A 21,538-nucleotide genomic window follows, 5' to 3' on the forward strand; every position below is an offset into this window, starting at 1 on the left:
AGAAACCAGACCGGACGCGGGCGGTAACGCGCGTCATCGCCGGAATCGTGCCGCGCGGCGACGATCAGTCGTCCCAGGTGACCACTCCGTACTTGTGCGCCTGGATCACCGCTTGCACCCGGGTCGCGACGCCGAGTTTGGCCAGGATCCGCTCGACGTGGACTTTGATGGTTCCGGTGGCGATCCCGAGCTCGTCGGCGAGTTCCGCGTTGGTCGATCCACGGGAGAGACCGCGCAACACCTCTGTTTCGCGCGGGGTGAGAGACGCCAGTTCCGGTGGCGCCGGACGCGGTGACGTACGGGCGAAACGGGTCACCAGGCGCCGGGTCACCTGCGGGTCGATCAGTCCCTGCCCGCGATACGCGAGGCGGACCGCATCGACGAACAACTCCGGGGCGCTGTCTTTGAGGACGAAGCCGACTGCTCCGGCTTGCAGGGCACCGAAAAGGTATTCGTCGAGGTCGAAGGTGGTCACCGCGACGACCGCCGGTTCCGGTTCGAGTTCGCGCAGTCGTTCGATGGCGCCGATGCCGTCCATTCCGGGCATGCGGATGTCGGTGAGCACCACATCGGGCCGCCGATAGCGGGCGAGGGCGAGCAGGTCGGTCCCGTCGACGGCCGCACCGATCACCTCGATGTCGGGCTCTCCGCCCAGCAGCAACCGCAGGCCGTCCCTGGCCGCCTCCTGGTCGTCGGCGACGATCACCTTGATCACGAGACGTCTCCGTCCAGCGGGATCGTCGCCCGTACTCGCCATCCCCGGCCATCACGCGGACCGGCGCTCACGCTGCCCCCGAGCAGCCGCGCTCGTTCTCGCATGCCCCGTATCCCATTGCCCTCCTCGGACTCCGTACCGCCCTGGCCGTCATCTTCCACGGTCACCGTCAGCATCCGGTTCGCCGTCGCGATCCGGATCGCGGCTCGCTGTGCCGACGCGTGGCGGGCGACGTTGCTGAGCGCCTCCTCGATGATCCGGTAGGCCGCGGCCTGGATGTGCTCCGGTGGGTCTGCCGCCGCGAGATCACGTACGAGCTCCACGGTCAGCGCGCCCCGCATATTGCCGACCAGTTCGTCCACTTCGGACAATCCGGGTGCCCCGTCCTCGCGAAGGACGTCCACCAGCGCCCTCACCTGGCCCAGTGCCGCACCCGCCAACCCGGCGATGGTGTCGAGCGCCTCGTCGGCGCCGGTGCCCGCCTTACGGCTTCCGAGGGCCTGCAAGCGGATGGCGCTCAGCTGATGCCCGACGAGGTCGTGTACTTCCCTGGCCACCCGGTTTCGCTCTCGTTCGCGTGCCTGGGCGGCCTGCAGCCGGAACGCGTAGCCGAGGCTGACCGGCAGCACCGCCAATCCGGCCACGGTGAGCACGTCGGAGGGCGTGATCGGGGCGCCGCGCAACACGGCGACCACGACCATCCAGACCATGGCCGCGACGGCCAGCAGGACGCGATCGCGGCGCAGGTGGTACGCGGCGGAGAACACCGCGACCAGCGCCGCCCACGGTGACACGGCCGCGCCGAGCCAGAGCGAACCCAAGGTCACTGTCCCGGTGGCCGCCACAGAGATGAGCGGAAGCCGGCGGCGCCAGAGCAGCGGGACGCAGGCCGCGAGCGTCCAAAGTGTCACGGCCACCGACACGGTTCTCCCGTCGAGTACGGGCAATCCGAGTGAGACGACGAGGACCCCGGCCGCGATCAAGGCGTCCTGCGCCGCCGACGGGACCGCTCGCCACCCGGTGGCTGTGCTCATCATTCCCCCTATGCCGAACGGCAGATGTGCCACCGGCGCCCGTACTGCCAGCGTGAGGCGGCAACCTAGGGAGGAACGGCGCGGATGACAAATCGAAAGGCGTCCCGGCGATACGGCGTGGCGCTCGGGGCGGGACTACTGGCGCTGACGGCACATACCGCGTCGGCCGCACCGGAATCCGCGCTGAACTGGCGTGATTGCGGTGCGGGGGCCGAATGCGCGGTACTCACCGTCCCGGTGGATTGGAAGAATCCGGCGGGGCCGGCCACCGGCATCGACGTCGTGCGCGTCGCGGCGAAGAATCCGGGGCGCAAGACCGGCACCGTGGTGGCCAACCTGGGGGCGGGCAACAGCACCACCGCCATCGTGGGCCTACGGCCACCGTCGATCCAGAGCTGGCTCGACCAGCTGACCGAGCGACTGGACGTCGTGGTGTTCGATCCTCGCGGTCTCGGCCGGGGAGACACGCGGATCGTCTGTCCCCGGCCCCAGCCGTCGATCCTCGGCCTGGTGCGGCGGCAGGACGCGGCCGGGTGGCGGGCACAGGCCGCGAAGAACGCCGCCTACGACGCTGGATGTCGCGAGGCCGCCGGACCGGCTTTCGCGGGCCTCCGTTCGTGGCAGATCGCGCACGACCTGGACGCGCTCCGGGCGGCACTCGGTGAAGCGAAACTTCGGTACTTCGGCAACTCGTACGGCACAACCTACGGACAGGCATACGCCGAACTCTTCGGCTCCCGCCTGGAGCGGATGTACCTCGACGGCGTCGCCGACCACACCCGGCCCCGGTTGATCGACTGGTTGTCCGACTACGCGCGCACCCAGGAACAGCAGCTGCTGCACTTTCGCGACTGGTGTGCGCGGACGTTTTCGTGTGCACTGCACGGCTTGGACGCAGCGAAGGCATGGGACGACCTCGTCGTGACATCCGATCGCCCGGGCGATCTGTTCGCCGGTGCCCTCGTCGGCATGAACCCGCCGCGGTGGCCGGATCTGGCCCGCGCGATCGCCAAAGCGCGCGCCGGCGACGCCTCCGACTTCGAGACCGTGCTCCGGTACCCGGCGCCGGAACCGACCGGTTCCGTGCAAGGCGCGACGCTCTGTCACGACTTCATGCCGACACTGCCGGATTACCAAGGGTTTCTCGGTATCGAACGACATCTGAAGGCGATCGCACCCCGTTTCGGCTGGATCGAGGGCCGCTATGAGCTCGGGCGCTGTGTGGGCATATCGGGTGAGCCCGCGTATCCGCCACATCCGCTTTCGGCGCCGGACGCGCCGCCGGTCCTGGTGACGATCGGCGAACTCGACAACAACACCGCCAACCTCGGGGCGGCACACGCCGCGCGGCAGTTCCCGCGGGCGAGGCAGGTCTGGCACGGCGACGGGCACGCCGCCTACCTGCTGGGTAACAAGTGTCTGCGCACGCTGGGCAACACCTACCTGATGGCCGGCACCCTGCCACCGGCCGGCACGTTCTGCGCCGGAGAACTCACCCCATGAGCGGCGGGACAGCAGAGGGGGTGTTCAAAGCTCGGACATGAGCCTGAACGCCCCCTCCTGTCCCTGGAGGGACGGCCGGTCAGGACTGCCGTGGCTGCTCGCGCCACCAGCGCTGGCCCGCCTCGGGCAGGGTGGAGATCGGGTCGTAGTACGGGTACCGGCGCTGCAAGGCCTCGGGGTCTTCGTGCTCGATCCCGGTCCGATAGTTCTTCGTCCAGTAGGAGATCCCCAGCTCACGGTCATATTCGGCGAGCTGGTGCACCCAGCGCTTCCCGACGTATGGGACGTCGCAGACGATCCGCGGCGTCGCGTAGCCGGGCAGGTAGCCCATGATCGCGTGCTGCAGTTCCTGTGCTTCGTGCACGGAAACCCGCCAGTGCTCGGCGTTCGGGATCATGTCGCACATGTAGAAGTAGTACGGCAGGATGTTCGCCTCGCCCTGCAGCGCGAAGCACAGGTCCAGCAGATCGCCCGGGGTCGCGTTGACGCCCTTCATCAGCACGCCCTGGTTGCGCACGTCGCGGACGCCGACGTCGAGCGCGGTCCTGGCGGCTTCCGCGACCAGCGGGGTGACCGACTGGGCGTGGTTGACGTGGGTGTGGATCGCGAGGTTGACGCCGCGGCGCTGTGCGGTGCCGGCGACGCGTTCGAGGCCCTCGACGACCTTGGGCTGGATCCAGTGCTGCGGCAGGGCGGCGAGCGCCTTGGTCGCGAGCCGGATGTCGCGGACGGTGTCGATGTCCATCAGCCGCATGAGGAACGACTCCAGCTGCGGCCACGGCACGTTGGCGACGTCGCCGCCGGAGACCACCACGTCGCGCACACCGGGGGTCTTCTTCAGGTACGCGATCATCGCGTCCTGGCGGTCGACAGGCTTGAGCGAGAGCTTGTGCTTCTCGATCTGCTCGGTGGAGTTGCCGACCAGGTCCATCCGGGTGCAGTGCCCGCAGTACTGGGGGCAGGTGGAGATCATCTCGGCGAGGACCTTGGTGGGGTAGCGGTGCGTCAGCCCCTCCACCACCCACATCTCGGCCTCGTGCAGTGAGTCCCGCTCGGAGTGCGGGTGGCTCGGCCACTCGGTGTCGCGGTCGCTGCGCACCGGGAGCATGTAGCGCCGGATGGGGTCGGCGTACCAGGCCTCGGTCACCTTCGCCGGATCGGTGCCCGCGTTGGGTGCCATCGTGTTGATCATCTGCGGCGGCAGCAGCATCGACATCGTGGCCATCTCGCGCTGGTCGGCGAGCATGTCCTCGTAGAAGCGCTCCTCGAGCAGGTCGCCCATCAGCGCGCGCAGCTGCTTGGCATTGCGGATGCAGTGCACCCGCTGCCACTGCGCGTCACGCCACTCGGCCTCGGTCACGTCGTGCCAGCCGGGGAAGCGGCGCCAGTCGGGTTCGATCAGCTCGACTCGGGTGTAGTCGTAGGGCTGATCGTAGGCGGCCACCGGCGAGGTTGGTTCCTGGATCGCAGTCACTTGTACTCCTCGTCGTCGGAAACGCGTGAAAATATCCTGTCACATCGTTCGGAAGACGTAAATATTCCTGTCCTGCGCGGTGTGTCCGACGGAGGCCGCCCCGCTGGTCACGCGGACATCCGCAGGCTGCAAACTCGGAAGGGTGACCAACGCGCGAACCACGCTCCTGCTCGGCGGGCGCATCTACAGCCCGTCCGCTCCCGACGCCACCGCCATGGCGGTCACGGACGGCACCGTGGTCTGGGTGGGACAGGACGGCCCGGCCAAGGCACTGCACCCCGACGCCGAGGTGGTCGACCTCGACGGCGCCTTCGTCGCCCCCGCCTTCGTCGACGCGCACGTCCACGCCACCGCGACCGGCCTGCACCTCACCGGGGTGAACCTCGCCGGCATCCGGAGTGCGGCCGAACTCCTGTCCGCGGTCCGCGCCGCGGTCCGGCCCGGCCAGGTGCTCGTCGCGCACGGCTGGGACGAGTCCCGCTGGACCGACGGCCGGCTGCCCAGCCGCGCGGAGATCGACGCGGCCGCGAACGGGACGCCGGTCTACCTGAGCCGCGTCGACGTCCATTCCGCGCTCGTCTCCAGCGCGCTCGTCGCCTTGGCGCCCGGTGTGCACGACGCGGCGGGCTGGTCGGCCGACGGGCCGCTGACCCGCGACGCCCACCACCGGGTCCGCGCCGCGATGCGCGAGGCCATCACCCCCGGCCAGCGACGCGAGGCCCAGCGCGCCTTCCTCGCCGAGGTCGCCGCGCAGGGAGTCGTCAGCGTCCACGAATGCGCCGGCCCGGACATCTCCGGCGCCGAAGACCTCACCGACCTGCTCGCGCTCGCCGCCGGACCGGGACTGCCGGAGGTCGTCGGCTACTGGGGCGAACACGGCGGAGTCGACCGTGCCCGTGCCCTGGGTGCCAGGGGAGTGGCGGGCGACCTGTTCGTCGACGGTGCCCTCGGCTCCCGCACCGCCGCGCTGCACGAGCCGTACGCCGACGCGCACGGTACCTCCGGGACGCTCTACCTCGACGCTCCCGCCATCGGCGAGCACATCGCCGCCTGCACCGAAGCGGGGCTGCAGGCCGGGTTCCATGTCATCGGTGACGCCGCCGTCGCGGAGGTCGTCGAGGGATTCCGCCTCGCGGAGAAGACCGTGGGGCAGCGTGCGCTGGCCGCCCGGCACCACCGGCTCGAGCACGTCGAGATGATCGACGCCGACCAGGCACGGGCGCTCGCGGGCTGGGGCGTGGTCGCCTCGGTCCAGCCGGGATTCGACGCGGAATGGGGCGGTGCGCACGGCATGTACACCGACCGTCTCGGCGGCGAACGGGCCGCGAAGCTCAATCCCTTCTCCGCCATGGCCGCCGAAGGGCTCCTGCTCGCCTTCGGCTCCGACGCACCCGTCACGCCGGTCGATCCGTGGGCCGCCGTCCGCGCCGGGACCTACCACCGCACTCCGGGGTCGGGACTGTCCGCTCGGGCGTCCTTCACCGCCCACACCCGCGCCGGGCACCGCGCCGCCGGGGTCAACGACGGCGTCACCGGCAGCCTGGTCCCGGGAGCTCCCGCGCATTACGCGGTCTGGGACGCCACGGATCTGGTCGTCGCGACGCCGGACTCGCGGGTGCAGCGCTGGTCGACCGACCCGCGGGCGGGCGTGCCCCCGCTGCCGAACCTCGAAGAAGGCGCCCCGCTGCCTCGCTGTCTGCGCACGGTCCGCGACGGCCAGGTCATCCACGACGCGTTCACCCGCACGGCCTAGGGTTCAGGAGTGTCCTCGACCGTGACCGATCCGGATCCCGAAGTGGTGCCCCGGAAGCGGTTCTCCCGTGCCTGGCTCCTGCGTTTCCTTGTCGCGGCGGCGTCGGGGTTCACGCTGTACCTGAGTTTCGCGCCGCGTCCGCTGTGGTGGCTGGCGCCGCTGGCGTTCACCGGTTTCGCGCTGGTGGTGCACGGACGCCGGTTCCGCGGCGCGTTCGGCTACGCGTTCGTGTTCGGGGTGGCGTTCTTCCTGCCGCTGCTGACCTGGCTGCTGGACTTCCTCGGCCCGGGCTTCGGGCCGTGGCCGTGGCTCGGGCTGGCGATGGCGCTGTCGGTGTACCTCGGTTTCGGCGGTGCGTTCGCCACCGTGGTGTGGCGGCTGCCGCTCGGGCCGCTGTGGGCGGCGCTGGTGATCATCGCGATGGAAACCCCGCGCGCGTGGTTCCCGTTCGGCGGGTTCCCGTGGGGACGGGTGGCGTTCAGTCAGCCCGAAGGCGCCTTCGTGTCACTGGCGTCTGTCGGCGGCGCTCCGCTGGTCGGTCTCGCCGTCGTGCTCACCGGGTTCGGCCTCGCCGCGCTGTGCCTGCGGCTGAAGGGCGCCGATCCGCGGCGTTCGCTGGTGGCCGCGTCGGTTCTGACGCTGGTGCCGGTGGTGGCGGGCCTGGCGGTGTGGCCGACGATCGGCACCGAGGCTCAGGACGGCGAACTCACCATCGCCACGGTGCAGGGCAACGCCCCCGACATCGGTCTCGCGCTGGAAGGCCGCCGCGACGAACTCCGGAACAACCACCTCGCCGAGAGTGCCCGGCTGCTCGAACGGCTCAAGGCGGGCAACACCAGGATCGATCTGCTGATCTGGCCCGAGACCGCGCTGGCGATGCGCACCGGTGACGCCGGCGTCGACCAGATGGTGCGGGACTACGGCACTCAGGCGATCATCGGCGCGCTCGTCCGGCTGCCCGACGGCACCGCGCAGAACTCCGCCCTCGTCTGGGACCCGGTCACCGGCCCTGGCCAGCGCTACGCCAAGCAGCAGCTGGTCCCGTTCGGCGAGTACGTCCCCGCCCGTGAAGTCGCGAAGCTGGTGACGCCGTTCGTCGACAGCGTCGCGAACATGACCGCGGGGGACGGCGCCAACGCCGCCCTGTCGGTCGCGGGCACCAAGGTCGGCGTCTTCATCTGCTACGAGACCGCGTTCGACTACCCCGCCAGGGAATCGGTCGCCGACGGTGCCGAACTGCTCGTCGTGCCGACCAACAACGCCTGGTACGGACCGGGGGAGATGAGCTACCAGCAGCTGGCGATGTCGCGGCTGCGGGCGGTCGAGCACGGTCGCTCCGTGATCGTCTCCGCCACCAGCGGAGTCAGCGCGATCGTCGCGCCCGACGGTTCGATCATGGCCTCTACCAGCCTGTTCACCGCAGACTCCCTGGTGGGGCGCGTCCCGCTGAGGCAGCAGACTACGCTGTCGGATCTACTCGGTGTGACGACGGAGTACGGAGTGCTGGCCCTGGCGGTCGCCGGGGTTACCGGCGGGTTCGTACTCCGTTTTCGCACCCGGCGCGCGAGCGTCGCCAAGGCAACGAGGGAAGCGGCGGGCTGACCCGCCGGAACACGGAGGAAAGACGGATGGCGCAGGCGCCACGGGGGGACCAGGGAATCGACCCGGTGCTGGTGGTGATCCCGACGTACAACGAGCGGGAGAACATCGGCCCGATCCTGGAACGCCTGCTCAAGGCACTCCCGGACGTGCACGCCCTCGTCGTCGACGACGGCAGCCCGGACGGGACCGGCGACGTGGCCGACGAGCTCGCGAAGGCCGACGAGCGGATCCAGGTCATGCACCGGACCGAGAAGGCCGGTCTGGGCGCCGCGTACGTCGCGGGATTCCGCTGGGGGCTCTCCCGAGAGTACGCCACCATCGTCGAGATGGACGCCGACGGTTCGCACGCGCCGGAGGATCTGCCCCGGGTGCTGGCGGCACTGGAGGACGCGGACCTGTCCATCGGTTCCCGCTACGTTCCCGGTGGCAGCACGGTGAACTGGCCGTTCCAGCGCAAGGCGCTCTCGTGGGTGGCGAACCTCTACGCGCGGATCGCGCTCGGCACGAAGATCAAGGACATCACCGCCGGTTTCCGCGCGTACCGCCGCACTGTGCTGGAGAAGCTCCCGCTCGACGAGATCGCCTCGCGCGGCTACTGCTTCCAGATCGACCTGGCGTTCCGCACGGCACTCGCCGGGTTCGAGGTCGTCGAGGTGCCGATCACCTTCACCGAACGCGAGGTCGGCCAGTCGAAGATGAGCGGCTCGGTCGTGCGTGAGGCGATCGTCCTGGTCGGGCTGTGGGGGATCAAGCGTCGCTGGCAGCAGCTTCGCGGGCTGGTCAAGAAGGGCTGACGCCCAGCACGCTCACGCCGAGTTTCCCCAGTTCCTTCACCGTCGGTTCGTCCGGCGCCGCGTCGGTGATCACGCCCGCGACGTCGGACAGGGGGAGCACGGTGAACGGCGAGGCCGCGCCGATCTTCTCGGAGCTGGCCAGCACGTAGGTGTCGGCGGCGCGTTTGGCGAGCGTGCGTTTCATCGCGGCCTCGTCCGAGTCGCCGGTGGTGAGCCCGGTCTCCGGATGCACACCGGTGACGCCGAGGAAGAACAGATCGGCGTTGATCCTCATCGCCGCCTCCGCCGCGGCCGCGCCACAGGTGACGGCGGAGTGCTTGAAGAGCCGCCCGCCGATCAGGAACACCTCGACCTTCGGATGTGTGACGAGCGCGGCCGCGACCGTGGGGCTGTGCGTGACGATGGTCGCTTCGAGGTCCACGGGGAGGGCCTTCGCGAGCGCGAGCGCGGTCGTGCCGCCGTCGAGGATGACGGTCGACCCCAGCCGGATCAACGCTGCTGCACGTTTCGCGATCCGTTCCTTGCCCGCGACGCTGACCGCCATCCGGGTCGCGTAGTCCGCAGTGGCGGGGGAGACCGGCAAAGCTCCGCCGTAGACCCGTTGGCAGAGTCCGGCATCCGCGAGATCTCGCAGGTCACGACGGATACTGTCCTCTGAGACGCCGAGTTCGGCGGCGAGGTCCTTGGCCACGATCCGGCCTTCGGTCTTCAAGCGGTCGAGCAGCAGGTCTCGTCGTTGCGCAGCCAACATGTGCACGTTCCTCCTTGTTCTTGCCGATTGTTGCACATTAGGCTGCGCCGCATGAGCAAACCTTTGATGATCCTCATCGCCGGCCCGTTCCGTTCCGGTACCGGCGACGATCCCGAACTCCTCGCCCGCAACCTCGCCCGGCTCGAAGAGGCCGCCTGGCCGATCTTCCGCAGCGGACACGTGCCGATGATCGGCGAATGGGTCGCGCTGCCGGTGCTGCGCGGCGCCGGCGGGAAGACCGTGGCCGACCCGGTCGCCAAGGACGTCATGTATCCGACGGCGGACCGGCTGCTGCACCACTGCGACGCCGTCCTGCGCCTGCCCGGGGAATCGACCGGCGCCGACCAGGACGTCGCCATCGCGCTGTCCCGCGGACTGGCCGTGTATCACCGCGTCGAGGACATCCCGGGATACCTGGCCGCATAATGCGTAACGCCGTCGAGTGTGACGTTTCCGGGGGAAGGTGAGTCGTGGCCGGTCAGGTCTGCAGGATGTGCGAAGGCCCCCTGCCGTCGAAGACGGGGTCGCGCGGGCGCACAGCCCTCTACTGTTCGGCCGCGTGCCGCCAGCGGGCCTACCGGTCACGGCGTGACCCCACCTCCGACGTCGACACCCTCATCGCCGAGGTCGGCCGCGTCGCGAACCGGCTGGCGCCTCGGCCACCGGAGGCGTTTCTCACCGATCTCACCTCGCTGACCTCCGGTGTGGGCAGACTGCGGCGCATCGCTCAGCTGGCGCTTCGGGCGGAAAGAGAAAACGTCACGCCGGAGCCCGTGACGGAAACCGTGGACGAGGTCACCTTCGCCGGGAGGATCGAGCAGCATCAGCGAGAGCTGCGCGTGCACTGCTATCGCATGGTCGGGTCCTACGACGACGCCGAGGACCTCGTGCAGGAGACGTTCCTGCGAGCTTGGCGCGGCCGTGAAGGCTTCGAAGGCCGGTCGAGCTTCCGTGCCTGGCTCTATCGCATCGCCACCAACACCTGCCTGGATTTCCTGCGGCGCACCAAACGGGTCCCGCGCCCCTACGACCCGCTGCCCGGCGTCGACCAGCAAGGCGAACCGCCCCAGTTCATGCCCTGGTTGCAGCCGTACCCGGACATCCAGCTCGACGAAGTCGCGTCCACGGAGCCTGAACCCGGTGAGATCCAGGAGGCCAGGGAAACGATGGAACTGGTCTTCCTGGCCGCCATCCAGCATCTGCCACCGAAGCAGCGCGCGGTGGTGATCCTCAACGACGTCCTCGGCTGGAAGACCGCGGAGACCGCCGACCTCCTGGAAACCACGGTCGCGTCGGTCACCAGCGCACTCCAGCGTGCCCGCCCCACCCTGTGCGAACGCCTGCCGGAACGCCGCGCCGACTGGACCCGGAACGTTCAGCCGACCGAGGAAGAGGAAACGATCCTGCGGCGCTACATGGCGGCCGCCACCGGCAGCGGCGACAGCCGGGTCATGGCGGAGCTGCTGCGAAAGGACGTGCTGGTCACGATGCCACCGAACCCCCTGTGGTTCTCCGGCCGCGACGTCTTCCTCGGCTTCGTCGCCGAGTCTCTCGATCCCGCGTCACCGACGTATTTCGGCGAGTGGAAGCACCTCCCGGCCCGGGCCAACCGGCTTCCCGCCGCGGCTGGATATGTCCGGCGTCCCGGCACCCGGATCTACCGCGCACAAGTGCTCGACGTGCTGCGGATCGAGGACGGGAAGGTCGCGGAGATCACCGCCTTCGAACCGCACCTGTTCCCCGCGTTCGGCTTGCCGCTGACGATCACCTGAGGACCGATGGGATTCGCGCGCCTTCTTCGTCTCAACGGTCGAGCACACCGAAGCGACCTACGCGGAAGGAACGCCCCATGAGCCTCGAGAACAAGAACGCGGTCATCTACGGCGCCGGCGGATCGATCGGCGGCGGAGTCGCCAGGGAATTCGCCGCGCGCGGCGCCCGCGTCTTCCTCACCGGCCGCCACGAATCGGCGCTGACGAAGGTCGCCGACGAGATCAAGGAGACCGGGGGAATGGCCGAGGTCGCCGTCGTTGACGCCTTGGACGAAACCGCGGTCGACGCGCACGCGGCTTCCGTCGTGGCCGAAGCCGGCACTCTCGACATCTCGCTCAACCTCGTCCCGCGCGGTGACATCCAGGGCATCCCGCTCGTGGAGATGTCGGTCGAGGACTACGTCCGCCCGATCACCACCGGTATCACGACCAACTTCATCACCGCCCGCGCGGCCGCCCGGCACATGATCACCCAGGGCTCCGGCGTCATCCTCGCCCTCGACAGCGGCTCCGCCCAAGGCAGTCCGATGATGGGCTCGACCGGCTCGATCGACGCCGCGCTGGACACCTGTATCCGCAACCTCGCCGTGGAGATCGGACCGCACGGCGTCCGCGCGCTCGGCATCTGGGTCGCGGGTATCCCGGAGACCTTCACTCCCGAGAAGCTCTCCGCCGTGAACGATCAGCTGCCCGCAGGCCCGGAGATGATGGAAAACGTCCTTAACGGCCTCAAGGAGGCCCGGATGACGAAACGTTCACCGCAGCTCGCCGAGGTCGCCGCCACTCTGGCCTTCCTCGCCTCCGACGACGCGATGGGCATAACCGGCACTTTCGTCAACGTGACCAGCATGTACCCCAGCTGACCGCGCCACACCGAGTTCCGCCAGCACGGCCCGGATCGCCGGGCTGGCTTCGGCGCTGCGGCGCCACGCCGCGTGCACCTCGCGCGTCGGCGGGCGCCGCAACGGCCGGGCCACGAGCCTTTCACTCAGGGGAGGACGCGCCAAGCGCGGGATCAGCGCGAGGACCTCGCCCGAAGCGACCAGCGACAGCTGCGTGGAGAAGTCGTCCACCAGATGCCGCACGTCGGGCTCCTCGCCCCGATCGGCGAACAGGCGCCGGAACCACTGGTGGCACACCGTGCCGGGCGGGCTGGTCACCCACGCGTATCCCGCCAGGTCGGCGCCGTCCAGCGGCGCCTCGACGGCCGCCAGCGGATGGGTCCTGGCCATGACGACGTCCCCGAGATCGGTGTGCACCAACCGCCGGGACAAGGCGGGGGACAGCGGGACGGGCAGGCCGTCGGCGTCGTGCAGGAGCGCGAGATCGGCGGTTCCGGCGTCGACACTGTGCAGTGCCTGGTCGGGATCCTGCTCGGTGATGTGCAGCCGGAGGTCCGGGTGGCGCTCCAGCAGCCGCGGATGGACCGCCGCGAGCAGCCCGCGGATGGCGGTCGAGAACGCGGCGACCCGCAGTACGCCGCGAGGCGCGCCTTCCGCCACCGACTGGGCGGCTTCGGCACAGCGCTCGAGCGCCTGGAACACCTCCAGCGAGGAGTCGACCACAGCCTGCCCGGCCGGAGTGAGCACCACACCGCGTCCCGACGGCGCCAGTACCGGCAACCCGATCTGGCGTTCCAGCCGCTTGATCTGCTGTGACACCGCCGAGGCCGTGAAGCCCAGCTCGTCGGCCGCCTTGGCCAGTGTCCCGAGCGCGGCCACCGACCGCAGCGCCCGCAGGGCTCCCACCTCGATCATGAAGCCAGGTTACGCAATACCGGCAAAAAAGCATCGCTGGACCGCAGCTATCGGCGTCGACAGGATCGAGCACATGACCGAAACGCTCTTCGGCTCCAACCTCGTCGCCATGGTCACCCCGATGGAACCCGGCGGCGCGCTCAGCGAACCCGGCATCGCCTGCCTGGTCGACCACCTGCTGGCCACCGGATGCGACGGCATCGTCGTCGGCGGCACCACCGGTGAGTCACCCACCCTCACCGACCTCGAAGCCGCCCGGCTCCTCCGCACCGTCGCGACCCGGGCCGGGAGCCGCGCACGCGTGATCGCGGGCGTCGGCACCTACGACACCGTCGCCTGCGTCCGCCGGGCCCACGAAGCCCAGGCGGCCGGGGCCGACGCGCTCCTGCTCGTCTGTCCGTACTACTCCAAGCCGACGCAGGCCGGGATCGTCGCGCACTGCCTGGCCGTCGCCGACGCCACCGAACTGCCCGTCATGCTCTACGACGTCCCCGCCCGCACCGGGACGGCCATGGAAGCGGCCACGCTGATCGAACTCGCCCGCCACCCCAGGATCCGGGCGGTGAAGGACGCCAAAGGCGACCTGTTCGAAGCGATGTCCGTCATGGCCCGGTGCTCGCTGGCCTACTACTGCGGTATCGACGAACTCAACCTGCCCTACCTCGCCGCCGGCGCCACCGGCCTGGTCAGCGTCGTGGGCAACGTCTTCGCCGACCGCAACGCCGAGCTGATCGGCGCCGTACGCGGGGGAGACCTCGACACCGCGCGAGCGGTCAACGCCGCCCTTCAGCCGCTCACGGACGCCGTCATGCGCACCTCGCAGGGGGCGATCATGGCCAAGGCGGCACTGGCCGAACTCGGCGTCATCCCGCACGCGACGGTCCGGTCACCGTTGCTCGCATCACCACCCGAGCACCTGCGGCGGCTTCGTGCCGCCCTGGCACCTCTCCGTGCCGGGGCTCTCGTGGGCAGCCTCGGTCAATGAAGGTCGAGTTTCCTCGGCTGAGCGGAGGGAAGGGGGCCTTCACGTGCCGCGGCTGGGGTCAGGGTGGGGAAGGTCGGCATTTTGCAGGTCGGGCGCCTCTTCGTCGTGGTGCAGCCGTCGGTGAAGCTTGATCAACAGAGGATCGGGGACGTGTCCCCAGGATCCGGCACAACCCGAGTGGGGAAGATTCCGGACGTTCAACGTCCGGAATCTTCCCCACTCGAACCCTGCAGGCACCAGCGCCACCACACCCCTCACACCGGTCGCCGCCCTGGGAGCGGCACGGACCAGCAACTCTGCGACTTTGCCGGGCCCCTGACCCTGAAGGTAGGGGAAGGATGCCTTCACAGGGCCGCGGTCGCCTGACCCCGGACACGGCGAAGCCCCCGCGGAGGGAGGTCGCGGGGGCTTCGCCGGTTCGTGGTGGGGCTAGCTACTTGTGCCGTGCGTCAGGCGGACCGGGTGGTCCTGCGTCCCTTCAGCTCGGCGAGACGTTCGTTGAGCAGATCTTCGAGCTCCGGAATCGAGCGGCGCTCCAGGAGCATGTCCCAGTGCGTCCTCGGGGGCTTGACCTTCTTCTGCTCCGGCTGCCCGCCGTCCACGATCTCGGACTCGCTGCCGTGCAGCCTGCACTCCCACACCGAGGGGATCTCGGCGTCGTCGGAGAAGGGCACCTCGAACTCGTGGTTCTTGGGGCAGGCGTAGCGCACGGTGCGCCGAGGCGCGAGGTCGTGGTTGCGGTCGGTCTCGTAGCTGACCGCTCCCAGCCGGCTTCCACGGAGAACACGGTCGGCCATGATGGGGGTCCTTTCAGTCAGCTCCGGGTGGAGCCAGGGTGATGCTCACCCTATGCAACGACGATGAGGGCCAGAGGATTCCCTGGACAGCATGTCCTTGCTCACGATGAGCTGTGTCACCCGGTGGCAACAGCTTCTCCTAGTAGGAGTGATTTCGCGCTCTGGCGTGACGTCAATACGGCCATCTTGGTGCGGATATCCCCCAGATGGGCTAGTAGTACGCCTGTCACGTCAACCGTAACTGACCGTGTTGGGCCGAGGTGGGGCCCAGGTCGCCCAGGCGGAAGTGCCGACGGCACAATACCTGATAACGCACTGTGTTCGATTCAGCCTCAGAACGTGATGTCGATGAAGATTCAACTACAGACTGTTCGGTATCCGCCACCACAACGGTGTCCCCGGCACGCAACACCTCGCCGTCGGAGACCCGCGCGTTGAACCGTCCCGTCTGCCCGCACCAGCACAACACCTCGACCTGAACCGGCTGCAACTCGTCCGCCAACTCGAACAGCCGAGCCGCACCCGGGAACAACATGCTCCGGAAATCCGTCGCGATACCGAAGCAGTACACGTCGATCTGGACGTCATCGGCCAGTTCAGCCAGCTGATCCACCTGATCAGGCGACAAGAACTGCGCCTCGTCCACGATCAAGTAGTCCACGTGCCGTCCCGCCGCCCACTGCTCACGCACCAGCAACCGCAGATCGGTCTCGTTCCCCACCTCGGTCGCCTTGCGCGTCAACCCGATCCGGCTGGTGATCTGCGGCTCACCGGACCGGTCATGCCGCACCAGCACCATCCCGCGACGACCCTGCCGCGCGTGGTTGTGGTCGATCTGCAACGCCAGCGTCGACTTCCCGCAGTCCATCGGCCCGTAACAGAACTTCAGCTTCCCGACGACCGGCACACCCCGCCGTGAACCCGCCACCGGCACCGACGACAACGCGTCCGTGGGGTCCGGGCCACTCTCCTTCAGTACGGTCACGACGTTCGACCCTATCGGCACGCTCCCGCCTCACAGCACCGCCGGTGGTCGGTTGCCCGCCGCCTCGATCGCCCGGCGCACCGGAACCAGCCACACGAACACGAAACCGAGCACGAAGAAGATCACCAGCGCGATGATCGCGTACCGGAACGACCCGGTGATCTGCCCGACCGCCGCGAACAACAGGGGACCGAGCCACGACGTCCCCCGCTCACCCACGACGTACAACGAGAAGTACTGCGCGTCCTTCCCCTCCGGGATCATCTGCCCGAACAACGAACGCGACAACGCGTTCGTTCCACCGAGCACCAGCCCGATCCCGACCGCCACCGCGTAGAACTGCAGCGGCTCACCGGCCTCGATGAAGTACGCGAAACACAGCACCACCACCCACGCCACCAGACTGCCCAAGATCGTCTTCTTCGCCCCGAACCTGGCCGCGATCGCCCCATGGATCATCGCGCCGGCGTAGGCGAGGAACTGGATCACCAGGATCGTGACGATCAGCACCTGGGTGCTGTACTTCAACTCGTCCTTGCCGTACTGCGCCGACACCGCCACCACCGTCGTGATCCCGTCGGTGAAGATCAGATAGCTCCCGAGGAACGCCAGCGTCAGCGGATACGCCCTCGCCTCCTTGATCGTCTGCCTCAGCTCCTTGAACCCGGCCGTCAGCACCGACAGGCCGCGCTCGGCCGTCTTCGGCACATGCGTCTGGGGGAGGGCCCGCACCGCGGGGATCGTGAACACCGCCCACCAGATCCCCGACGTCAGGAAGCAGATCTGGATCGCCAGCCCCTCGCTCACCCCGAAGAACTCATGCCCCATGAAGAACCCCAGCTGCAACGCCAGCGCCAGCCCGCCACCGAGATACCCGAACGCCCACCCCTTCGACGACACCGCGTCCCGCTCGTCCGGCTCCGCGATGTCCACCAGGAACGAGTAGTAGACGACCAGCGCACCGCCGTAACCGATGTTGGCCAGGATGAACGTCCAGACCCCCACCTCCCAGTTCGTCCCCGCGATGAAGAACATCAGCGCCGACGACACCGCCCCCAGGAACGCGAACCCGCCGAGGATCCGCCGCTTGTGCCTACTCCGGTCCGCGATCGCACCCGCGATCGGCAACACCAGCACCTGCGTCACCGTCGCGATCGACAGCAGATACCCCCACAGCGAACCCGCCGGAAACTGCAGCCCGAACAACGAGACATCGCAGTTCTGCAGCGTGCTCGAAGCACCACTCGAATCGGTACACCGCCTGTCCCCGTTAAGGGTGAAATTCGCCTTCGCGTCCGCGGACGCCACCTCGCTCAAATAGAGCGCTCCGAAGACGGTGATGACCGACGAATAGAACGGCGAATTGGCCCAGTCGTAGAGGTACCAAGCCCGCCACACCCGCTTGCGTTCACGGGTCACGGCCACCGTCATGCACTGCTCCTGAAGTCGAGAACGTCGAGGTCAGCGGGAGACTACTGGTCATCACGCCCACCTGTCCGGCACGAGTCCGGACCGTGTTCGGATCGACGTCCGCCACGTCCCCGCGGACACGCTTTCCGACCATCGTCGGCGTGTCGCTGACATGAACCGCGTGTGTTTCATGTGAGGCTGGTGGGCGAGCTGTGACTCTTGTGAAGAAAGTGTCCGGTATTTACTGTTCCGCTCATGAGGACCCATCGCCTTCGCACAGCACACCGCGTAGTGGCGAGAACGCTCCTGCTCGCGCTCACCGTCACGGGCCTGCAGATCGCCACCACCGGATCCGCCGCCGCGGACCCCCACGGCTCCCACTGGGCCAAACTCCGCATGTGTGAATCGAGCGGGCGCTACAACATCAACACCGGCAACGGCTACTACGGCGCCTACCAGTTCGACCTGCCCACCTGGCGCAGCGTCGGCGGCCAGGGGAGGCCCGACCAGGCCAGCCCCCGCGAACAGGACTACCGGGCCCTCTACCTCTACCGCATGCGCGGCTGGCAACCCTGGGAATGCGCCGGCAAACTCGGCTTCCGCAACGACGGCGACGCCCGCAGCAAACGCGTCCCGTCCTATGAGGACTCCGCCTACATCGGCGGGGGAGGACAACCCGCCCCGCCACCTCCGCCCAAGCCGAAGCCGACCCCTCCCGCTCCGCCCGGCGGCCCCCAGCCCGCCTGGCCCGGCGTCGTCTACGCCTACGGCGACTGCGCACAACCCCTGGTCGCCTTCCAGCTGAGGATGAACGCCTTCGGCTACGGCTTCACCGGAACCGGCTGCTACTACGAGAAAACCCGCGAAGCCGTCCTCGCCCTCCAACGAGCCAACGGCATCAACGACTCAGGTCGCCTCGGCCCCAAGACCTGGGACGCCGCCTGGAACGGCAAACCACCCCGGTAACCCCTTGCGTTTAGTCCTCTGGATGCGCCTTCGAAACGCATCCAGAGGACTGAACGCGGGAGTCAGGACGGCCAGGAACCCCGCTCACGGAGAACCTCGCGCAGCAGATCCGGCCGATCCGTCACGATCCCGTGCACCCCCAGATCCAGCAGCAACCGCATCTCCGCCGGATCGTCCACCGTCCACGTGTGCACCTCGAACCCCACCCGCGTCGCCTGCCGCAGGAACGCCCGGTCCACCACCTTCAACCGGCCCTGCCGCACCGGCACCTGCGCCATCGCACCCCGCGACAACGCCCGCAACGAGATCAGCGGCAAGAACCCGTTCGCCCACATCACCGCCACCGAACGCGGCCCCATCGCCGTCACCAGCTTCGGCCCCGCCAGCTTCCGGATCCGCGCCAGCCGCGCGTCGGAGAACGACGCCGCCGCAACCCGGTCATGCGCCCCCGTCCGCTCGATCGTCCGCACGAAGGGCGCCACCGCCTCGTTCGACTTCACGTCGATGTTGAACCGTGCCTCCGGCAGCTCCTCGAGCACATCCTCCAGCCGCGACAGCGGCACACGGCCACCGACCTTGACGTTCCGCAGCTGCGCCCACGTCTGCCGGGAGATCAACCCCGCGCCATCGGTCGTCCGGTCCAGCGACTCGTCGTGATGCACGACCACCACACCGTCCGACGTGGCGTGCACGTCCGTCTCCAGATAGCGATAGCCCTCCGTCACCGCCTGCCGGAACGCCGGCAGCGAATTCTCCAGTCCTTCCAGGTCACCGAGGTGCCAGCCCCGATGGGCGAAGGCACGCGGCAGCGGGTCGGCGAGGTACGGAAACAGTGTCGGCACCCCACTAGTGTGCACTTCGGCCGTGGCCCCGGCATGATCGTCCGATGGCCAGCTAGGGTCTGATCCGTGAGGGAAGTGGCCGAACACCCCAAGACCTCCGCCGAAGAGGTGTCCGAGCTACGCCGGGCGGGCGCACCCAAGCACTGCGGATGGTGCGGACGGCGACTCGAACAAGGCGGCAACGTCGGCAGGCGCCGCCGTTACTGTGGGCAATCCTGCCGCCAGCGCGCCTACGAACGCCGGACCGCCCTCCAGCGCAGCGGCCTCCCCGAAGACGCCGTCGTCCTCTCCGACACCGAGATCGCCACCCTGCAGGACCGGCTCTTCCAACTTCGCTGCGCCGCCGAAGACATCGTCACCGCGGCCGACGACGGAGCGACCCTGGCCGAGCTGCGCGGCCTGGCCGACGAAATCGCCCAGGCCGCCAAAGACCTCGAACAGCTCCGCTGACCTACACGATCCCGTCCAGCGCCCGATAGGTCCGGTTGCTCGCGGCCGCCGCCCGTTGCTCCCGCCCCGTCGCCTCGATGTAGTTCTGACTGGTCGCCAGGCTCGCGTGCCCCAGCAGCGCCATGATCTCCGACGCCGTCGCGCCGTCCTCGGCCAGCCGCGTCGCGAAGGTGTGCCGCAGCGCGTGGAGGTTCGCCCCCACCGGCACACGGTCGTGCAGCCCCGCCCACCGATAGCAGGACTTGACCAGGTACTCCAGCGCACCACGGCCGATCGGCTCGCCCGCGCGATCCCGGAGGAGGGGAGTGGAGGGTCCGAACCGCTGATGCGCGAAACGCCGACGGCAGGAGGCCAGATACTCCTCGATGATCTTCTCCATGATCGGCTGCACCGGGATCGACCGATCCCGGCTTCCCTTGCCGTGGACGTGCAACCGCATCTCACCCTGACGCCCGACCAGCGACCGCGCCGTCAGCGCCCGCATCTCCGCCGCGCGCAGCCCGGCGACCAGGCCGAGCGCGATCACCAGGACGTCCCGCTCCGGCCACGGATCACGCGTCCGGCGCGAACCGTCGGCGGCCGCCGCGAGCAACTGCTCCGGGGTTTCCTCACCCCGCAACGGTTTCGGCGTCAACGGCGGCGCCTTCGGCCGGGCGACCGCGCCCATCGGGTTGCCCGCGAGCAGCCCGTCGGACACACAGAAGGTGAGGAACTGGTTCCAGGTCGACCACGCGCGCAGGACGGAGCTTTTGGCGTGAGTGTCCGCGAAGGCACCGAAGGCGTTCCGGAGCGCTTGTGCCGTGAGCATCTCGACGGTGAGTTCGTCAGGGGAGAGGTCCAGCTCGCGGAGCAGCAGAGTGGTGATGCCGGCGAGGTCGCGGCGGTAGGCGTCGGTCGTGTGAGGAGAATCCTTACGGGGACGACGTGCGGCGAAAAAGGCTTGCTGTGCCTCGGAAACCCTCATGAGCATCTTGTACCGCATGGCACCGACAGTCTTACACTGGGTTATATTCCGTTTCATGCATAATAGTGATTATGCATGAAACGGAGTGACGGGTCCGGGAACCCCTCGCGGGGGATCCCGGTGCGCTCGACACCTTCCGGAGTGTCATGAGGGGTCCCCATGAGACGTTTTTTGTCCTTTGGGGACCCCTCATGACACTCCAGCGACGTCGGGCACCCTGAGCGACAGGTCCGGCTGGGCCGACCCGGCCAGGCGCCCGAAAGTCGGGATGGATCGCAATCTTGCGCCTGCCCGACTTTCTGACCCCCAGATGCCCTGTCCAATTCGTCACAGTGACGTATTGAGGGTGGGTGATCGGACATCCCTTCAGCGACCTTCGGGGGTGCCTCTGGCCCTGCCTGGCCCATCAGGTGCTGTCCAGCGCTTCAGGGGACGAAGGGGTCCATGCCCGCATCTGACGCGGCGAAGGGAGCTTTCGCCGCGTGACATGCGCGGAAAGGCCCCTTCGGCTCACGTCAGAGACCCCTCTCAGGGCTCGTTATCCAGGTCGTCCAAAGTGCCGATAATGTACATTATGTCAAGTAAGGTCGGTGAAGCCCTCCCTCGCGCAGCGGACGGGGATCTCGCCGCGAATACCTGTCAGAGGATGTCGTGTATCCGGTGGAATGCTCACGACTCAGCCACCTACACGACGCACGATGGGATTCAGATGGGGTTTCGACTCAACCCGTACCTCAGGTACGACGGGAACGCACGGCAGGCGATGGAGTTCTACCGGGAGGTGCTCGGCGGCAAGCTGGAGATCCACACGATCGCGGATTTCGGTTCGCCGGACTCGCCCCATGCCGACAAGGTCATGCACGCCCAGCTTGACACCCCGTACGGACACACGCTGATAGCTTGCGACGCTGACGGTCAAGTCGAACGGGATCACCTGGATGATCAACATCGCTTGATGTGGCCGCGCTAAGGTCTTCCCTGCAA

At 68.5% G+C, this 21,538-nt stretch carries 21 protein-coding genes; 11 read left to right on the forward strand and 10 right to left on the reverse strand.

Translation table 11 applies throughout. The annotated features are described in order from the left end of the window. Positions 1-64 precede the first annotated feature (64 nt). Together L324_RS22960 and L324_RS41020 are read right to left on the reverse strand one after the other, a co-directional pair. Positions 65-715, reverse strand: coding sequence for a response regulator (locus tag L324_RS22960; RefSeq protein WP_037312153.1), 651 nt, complete (start codon positions 713-715; stop codon positions 65-67). Further along, on the reverse strand, positions 712-1,749 hold the full coding sequence (locus L324_RS41020) for a sensor histidine kinase (protein ID WP_051174052.1): 1,038 nt from the start codon (positions 1,747-1,749) through the stop codon (positions 712-714). The genes L324_RS22960 and L324_RS41020 overlap by 4 nt, the downstream gene beginning before the upstream one ends. Before the next feature lie 84 nt (positions 1,750-1,833). Between L324_RS41020 and L324_RS22970 the strand changes: the two genes are divergently transcribed. After that, complete coding sequence (locus L324_RS22970; protein WP_081736436.1) at positions 1,834-3,252, forward strand: alpha/beta fold hydrolase; 1,419 nt, start codon at positions 1,834-1,836, stop codon at positions 3,250-3,252. 79 nt (positions 3,253-3,331) lie between these two features. On the opposite strand, the gene L324_RS22975 is transcribed toward L324_RS22970, so the two are convergent. Continuing rightward, positions 3,332-4,726: a KamA family radical SAM protein gene (locus L324_RS22975; RefSeq protein ID WP_037312159.1), complete on the reverse strand. Its 1,395-nt coding sequence runs from the start codon at positions 4,724-4,726 to the stop codon at positions 3,332-3,334. A gap of 142 nt (positions 4,727-4,868) precedes the next feature. On the opposite strand from L324_RS22975, the gene L324_RS22980 reads away from it, so the two are divergent. The 3 genes from L324_RS22980 to L324_RS22990 are packed head-to-tail and all read left to right on the forward strand — an operon-like array spanning position 4,869 to position 8,875. Further along, positions 4,869-6,479 (forward strand): amidohydrolase, encoded by a 1,611-nt coding sequence (locus L324_RS22980; protein WP_037312164.1) that lies wholly within the window; start codon positions 4,869-4,871, stop codon positions 6,477-6,479. 9 nt (positions 6,480-6,488) lie between these two features. Then, positions 6,489-8,081, forward strand: a complete 1,593-nt coding sequence (gene lnt / locus L324_RS22985) for an apolipoprotein N-acyltransferase (RefSeq protein ID WP_037312167.1) — start codon at positions 6,489-6,491, stop codon at positions 8,079-8,081. Positions 8,082-8,107: 26 nt separating this feature from the next. Continuing rightward, a complete protein-coding gene (locus L324_RS22990) occupies positions 8,108-8,875 on the forward strand; it encodes a polyprenol monophosphomannose synthase (RefSeq protein WP_037312170.1) in 768 nt (255 codons plus the stop codon). Here the strand turns inward: L324_RS22990 and L324_RS22995 are convergent. Then, a complete protein-coding gene (locus L324_RS22995) occupies positions 8,862-9,626 on the reverse strand; it encodes a DeoR/GlpR family DNA-binding transcription regulator (protein ID WP_037312172.1) in 765 nt (254 codons plus the stop codon). The two genes, L324_RS22990 and L324_RS22995, sit on opposite strands and share 14 nt — an antisense overlap. 51 nt (positions 9,627-9,677) lie before the next feature. Between L324_RS22995 and L324_RS23000 the strand changes: the two genes are divergently transcribed. The 3 genes from L324_RS23000 to L324_RS23010 all read left to right on the forward strand — a co-directional run bounded on the left by L324_RS23000 (position 9,678) and on the right by L324_RS23010 (position 12,261). After that, positions 9,678-10,052, forward strand: coding sequence for a DUF4406 domain-containing protein (locus L324_RS23000; RefSeq protein ID WP_235783619.1), 375 nt, complete (start codon positions 9,678-9,680; stop codon positions 10,050-10,052). Between the two features lie 65 nt (positions 10,053-10,117). Continuing rightward, complete coding sequence (locus L324_RS23005; protein ID WP_037312615.1) at positions 10,118-11,398, forward strand: RNA polymerase subunit sigma-70; 1,281 nt, start codon at positions 10,118-10,120, stop codon at positions 11,396-11,398. 77 nt (positions 11,399-11,475) lie between these two features. Beyond that, positions 11,476-12,261 (forward strand): SDR family NAD(P)-dependent oxidoreductase, encoded by a 786-nt coding sequence (locus L324_RS23010; RefSeq protein WP_037312178.1) that lies wholly within the window; start codon positions 11,476-11,478, stop codon positions 12,259-12,261. Here the strand turns inward: L324_RS23010 and L324_RS23015 are convergent. Further along, on the reverse strand, positions 12,154-13,155 hold the full coding sequence (locus L324_RS23015; protein ID WP_037312180.1) for a LysR family transcriptional regulator: 1,002 nt from the start codon (positions 13,153-13,155) through the stop codon (positions 12,154-12,156). The genes L324_RS23010 and L324_RS23015 overlap by 108 nt on opposite strands. 73 nt (positions 13,156-13,228) lie before the next feature. Here L324_RS23015 and dapA point away from each other — a divergent pair, with 73 nt between their 5' ends. Next, complete coding sequence (gene dapA, locus L324_RS23020; protein WP_037312183.1) at positions 13,229-14,140, forward strand: 4-hydroxy-tetrahydrodipicolinate synthase; 912 nt, start codon at positions 13,229-13,231, stop codon at positions 14,138-14,140. Between the two features lie 449 nt (positions 14,141-14,589). Here the strand turns inward: dapA and L324_RS23025 are convergent, their stop codons facing one another. From L324_RS23025 to L324_RS23035, 3 genes are all read right to left on the reverse strand, one after another. Continuing rightward, entirely contained in the window at positions 14,590-14,937 is a 348-nt protein-coding gene (locus tag L324_RS23025; protein WP_005151365.1) for an RNA polymerase-binding protein RbpA, read from the reverse strand. Positions 14,938-15,163: 226 nt separating this feature from the next. After that, on the reverse strand, positions 15,164-15,922 hold the full coding sequence (locus L324_RS23030) for a thymidine kinase (RefSeq protein WP_037312187.1): 759 nt from the start codon (positions 15,920-15,922) through the stop codon (positions 15,164-15,166). A gap of 30 nt (positions 15,923-15,952) precedes the next feature. After that, positions 15,953-17,353, reverse strand: a complete 1,401-nt coding sequence (locus L324_RS23035; RefSeq protein ID WP_037312189.1) for an MFS transporter — start codon at positions 17,351-17,353, stop codon at positions 15,953-15,955. Between the two features lie 270 nt (positions 17,354-17,623). On the opposite strand from L324_RS23035, the gene L324_RS23040 reads away from it, so the two are divergent. After that, positions 17,624-18,298, forward strand: a complete 675-nt coding sequence (locus L324_RS23040) for a transglycosylase family protein (protein WP_037312191.1) — start codon at positions 17,624-17,626, stop codon at positions 18,296-18,298. 62 nt (positions 18,299-18,360) lie between these two features. Here the strand turns inward: L324_RS23040 and L324_RS23045 are convergent, their stop codons facing one another. After that, positions 18,361-19,140 (reverse strand): glycerophosphodiester phosphodiesterase family protein, encoded by a 780-nt coding sequence (locus L324_RS23045; RefSeq protein WP_037312193.1) that lies wholly within the window; start codon positions 19,138-19,140, stop codon positions 18,361-18,363. A gap of 66 nt (positions 19,141-19,206) precedes the next feature. Here L324_RS23045 and L324_RS23050 point away from each other — a divergent pair, with 66 nt between their 5' ends. After that, positions 19,207-19,590 (forward strand): hypothetical protein, encoded by a 384-nt coding sequence (locus tag L324_RS23050; protein ID WP_037312194.1) that lies wholly within the window; start codon positions 19,207-19,209, stop codon positions 19,588-19,590. A 1-nt stretch (position 19,591) separates the two neighbouring features. On the opposite strand, the gene L324_RS23055 is transcribed toward L324_RS23050, so the two are convergent. Continuing rightward, on the reverse strand, positions 19,592-20,572 hold the full coding sequence (locus tag L324_RS23055) for a tyrosine-type recombinase/integrase (protein WP_037312196.1): 981 nt from the start codon (positions 20,570-20,572) through the stop codon (positions 19,592-19,594). A 745-nt stretch (positions 20,573-21,317) separates the two neighbouring features. Here L324_RS23055 and L324_RS23060 point away from each other — a divergent pair. Further along, complete coding sequence (locus L324_RS23060) at positions 21,318-21,524, forward strand: VOC family protein (protein ID WP_201769676.1); 207 nt, start codon at positions 21,318-21,320, stop codon at positions 21,522-21,524. Positions 21,525-21,538 lie beyond the last annotated feature (14 nt).

The organism is Amycolatopsis orientalis DSM 40040 = KCTC 9412, assembly GCF_000478275.1.
Taxonomy (GTDB): Bacteria; Actinomycetota; Actinomycetes; order Mycobacteriales; family Pseudonocardiaceae; genus Amycolatopsis; species Amycolatopsis orientalis.

Bases quoted from the DNA above. Each gene is read 5' to 3' on its own strand.
- L324_RS23060 (WP_201769676.1), top strand. From the start codon at position 21,318: ATGGAGTTCTACCGGGAGGTGCTCGGCGGCAAGCTGGAGATCCACACG.
- L324_RS23055 (WP_037312196.1), bottom strand. From the start codon at position 20,572: ATGCGGTACAAGATGCTCATGAGGGTTTCCGAGGCACAGCAAGCCTTT.
- L324_RS23010 (WP_037312178.1), top strand. From the start codon at position 11,476: ATGAGCCTCGAGAACAAGAACGCGGTCATCTACGGCGCCGGCGGATCG.
- dapA (WP_037312183.1), top strand. From the start codon at position 13,229: ATGACCGAAACGCTCTTCGGCTCCAACCTCGTCGCCATGGTCACCCCG.
- L324_RS22970 (WP_081736436.1), top strand. From the start codon at position 1,834: ATGACAAATCGAAAGGCGTCCCGGCGATACGGCGTGGCGCTCGGGGCG.
- L324_RS23000 (WP_235783619.1), top strand. From the start codon at position 9,678: ATGAGCAAACCTTTGATGATCCTCATCGCCGGCCCGTTCCGTTCCGGT.
- L324_RS23025 (WP_005151365.1), bottom strand. From the start codon at position 14,937: ATGGCCGACCGTGTTCTCCGTGGAAGCCGGCTGGGAGCGGTCAGCTAC.
- L324_RS41020 (WP_051174052.1), bottom strand. From the start codon at position 1,749: ATGAGCACAGCCACCGGGTGGCGAGCGGTCCCGTCGGCGGCGCAGGAC.
- L324_RS22990 (WP_037312170.1), top strand. From the start codon at position 8,108: ATGGCGCAGGCGCCACGGGGGGACCAGGGAATCGACCCGGTGCTGGTG.
- L324_RS23015 (WP_037312180.1), bottom strand. From the start codon at position 13,155: ATGATCGAGGTGGGAGCCCTGCGGGCGCTGCGGTCGGTGGCCGCGCTC.
- L324_RS22995 (WP_037312172.1), bottom strand. From the start codon at position 9,626: ATGTTGGCTGCGCAACGACGAGACCTGCTGCTCGACCGCTTGAAGACC.
- L324_RS23035 (WP_037312189.1), bottom strand. From the start codon at position 17,353: ATGACGGTGGCCGTGACCCGTGAACGCAAGCGGGTGTGGCGGGCTTGG.
- L324_RS23005 (WP_037312615.1), top strand. From the start codon at position 10,118: ATGTGCGAAGGCCCCCTGCCGTCGAAGACGGGGTCGCGCGGGCGCACA.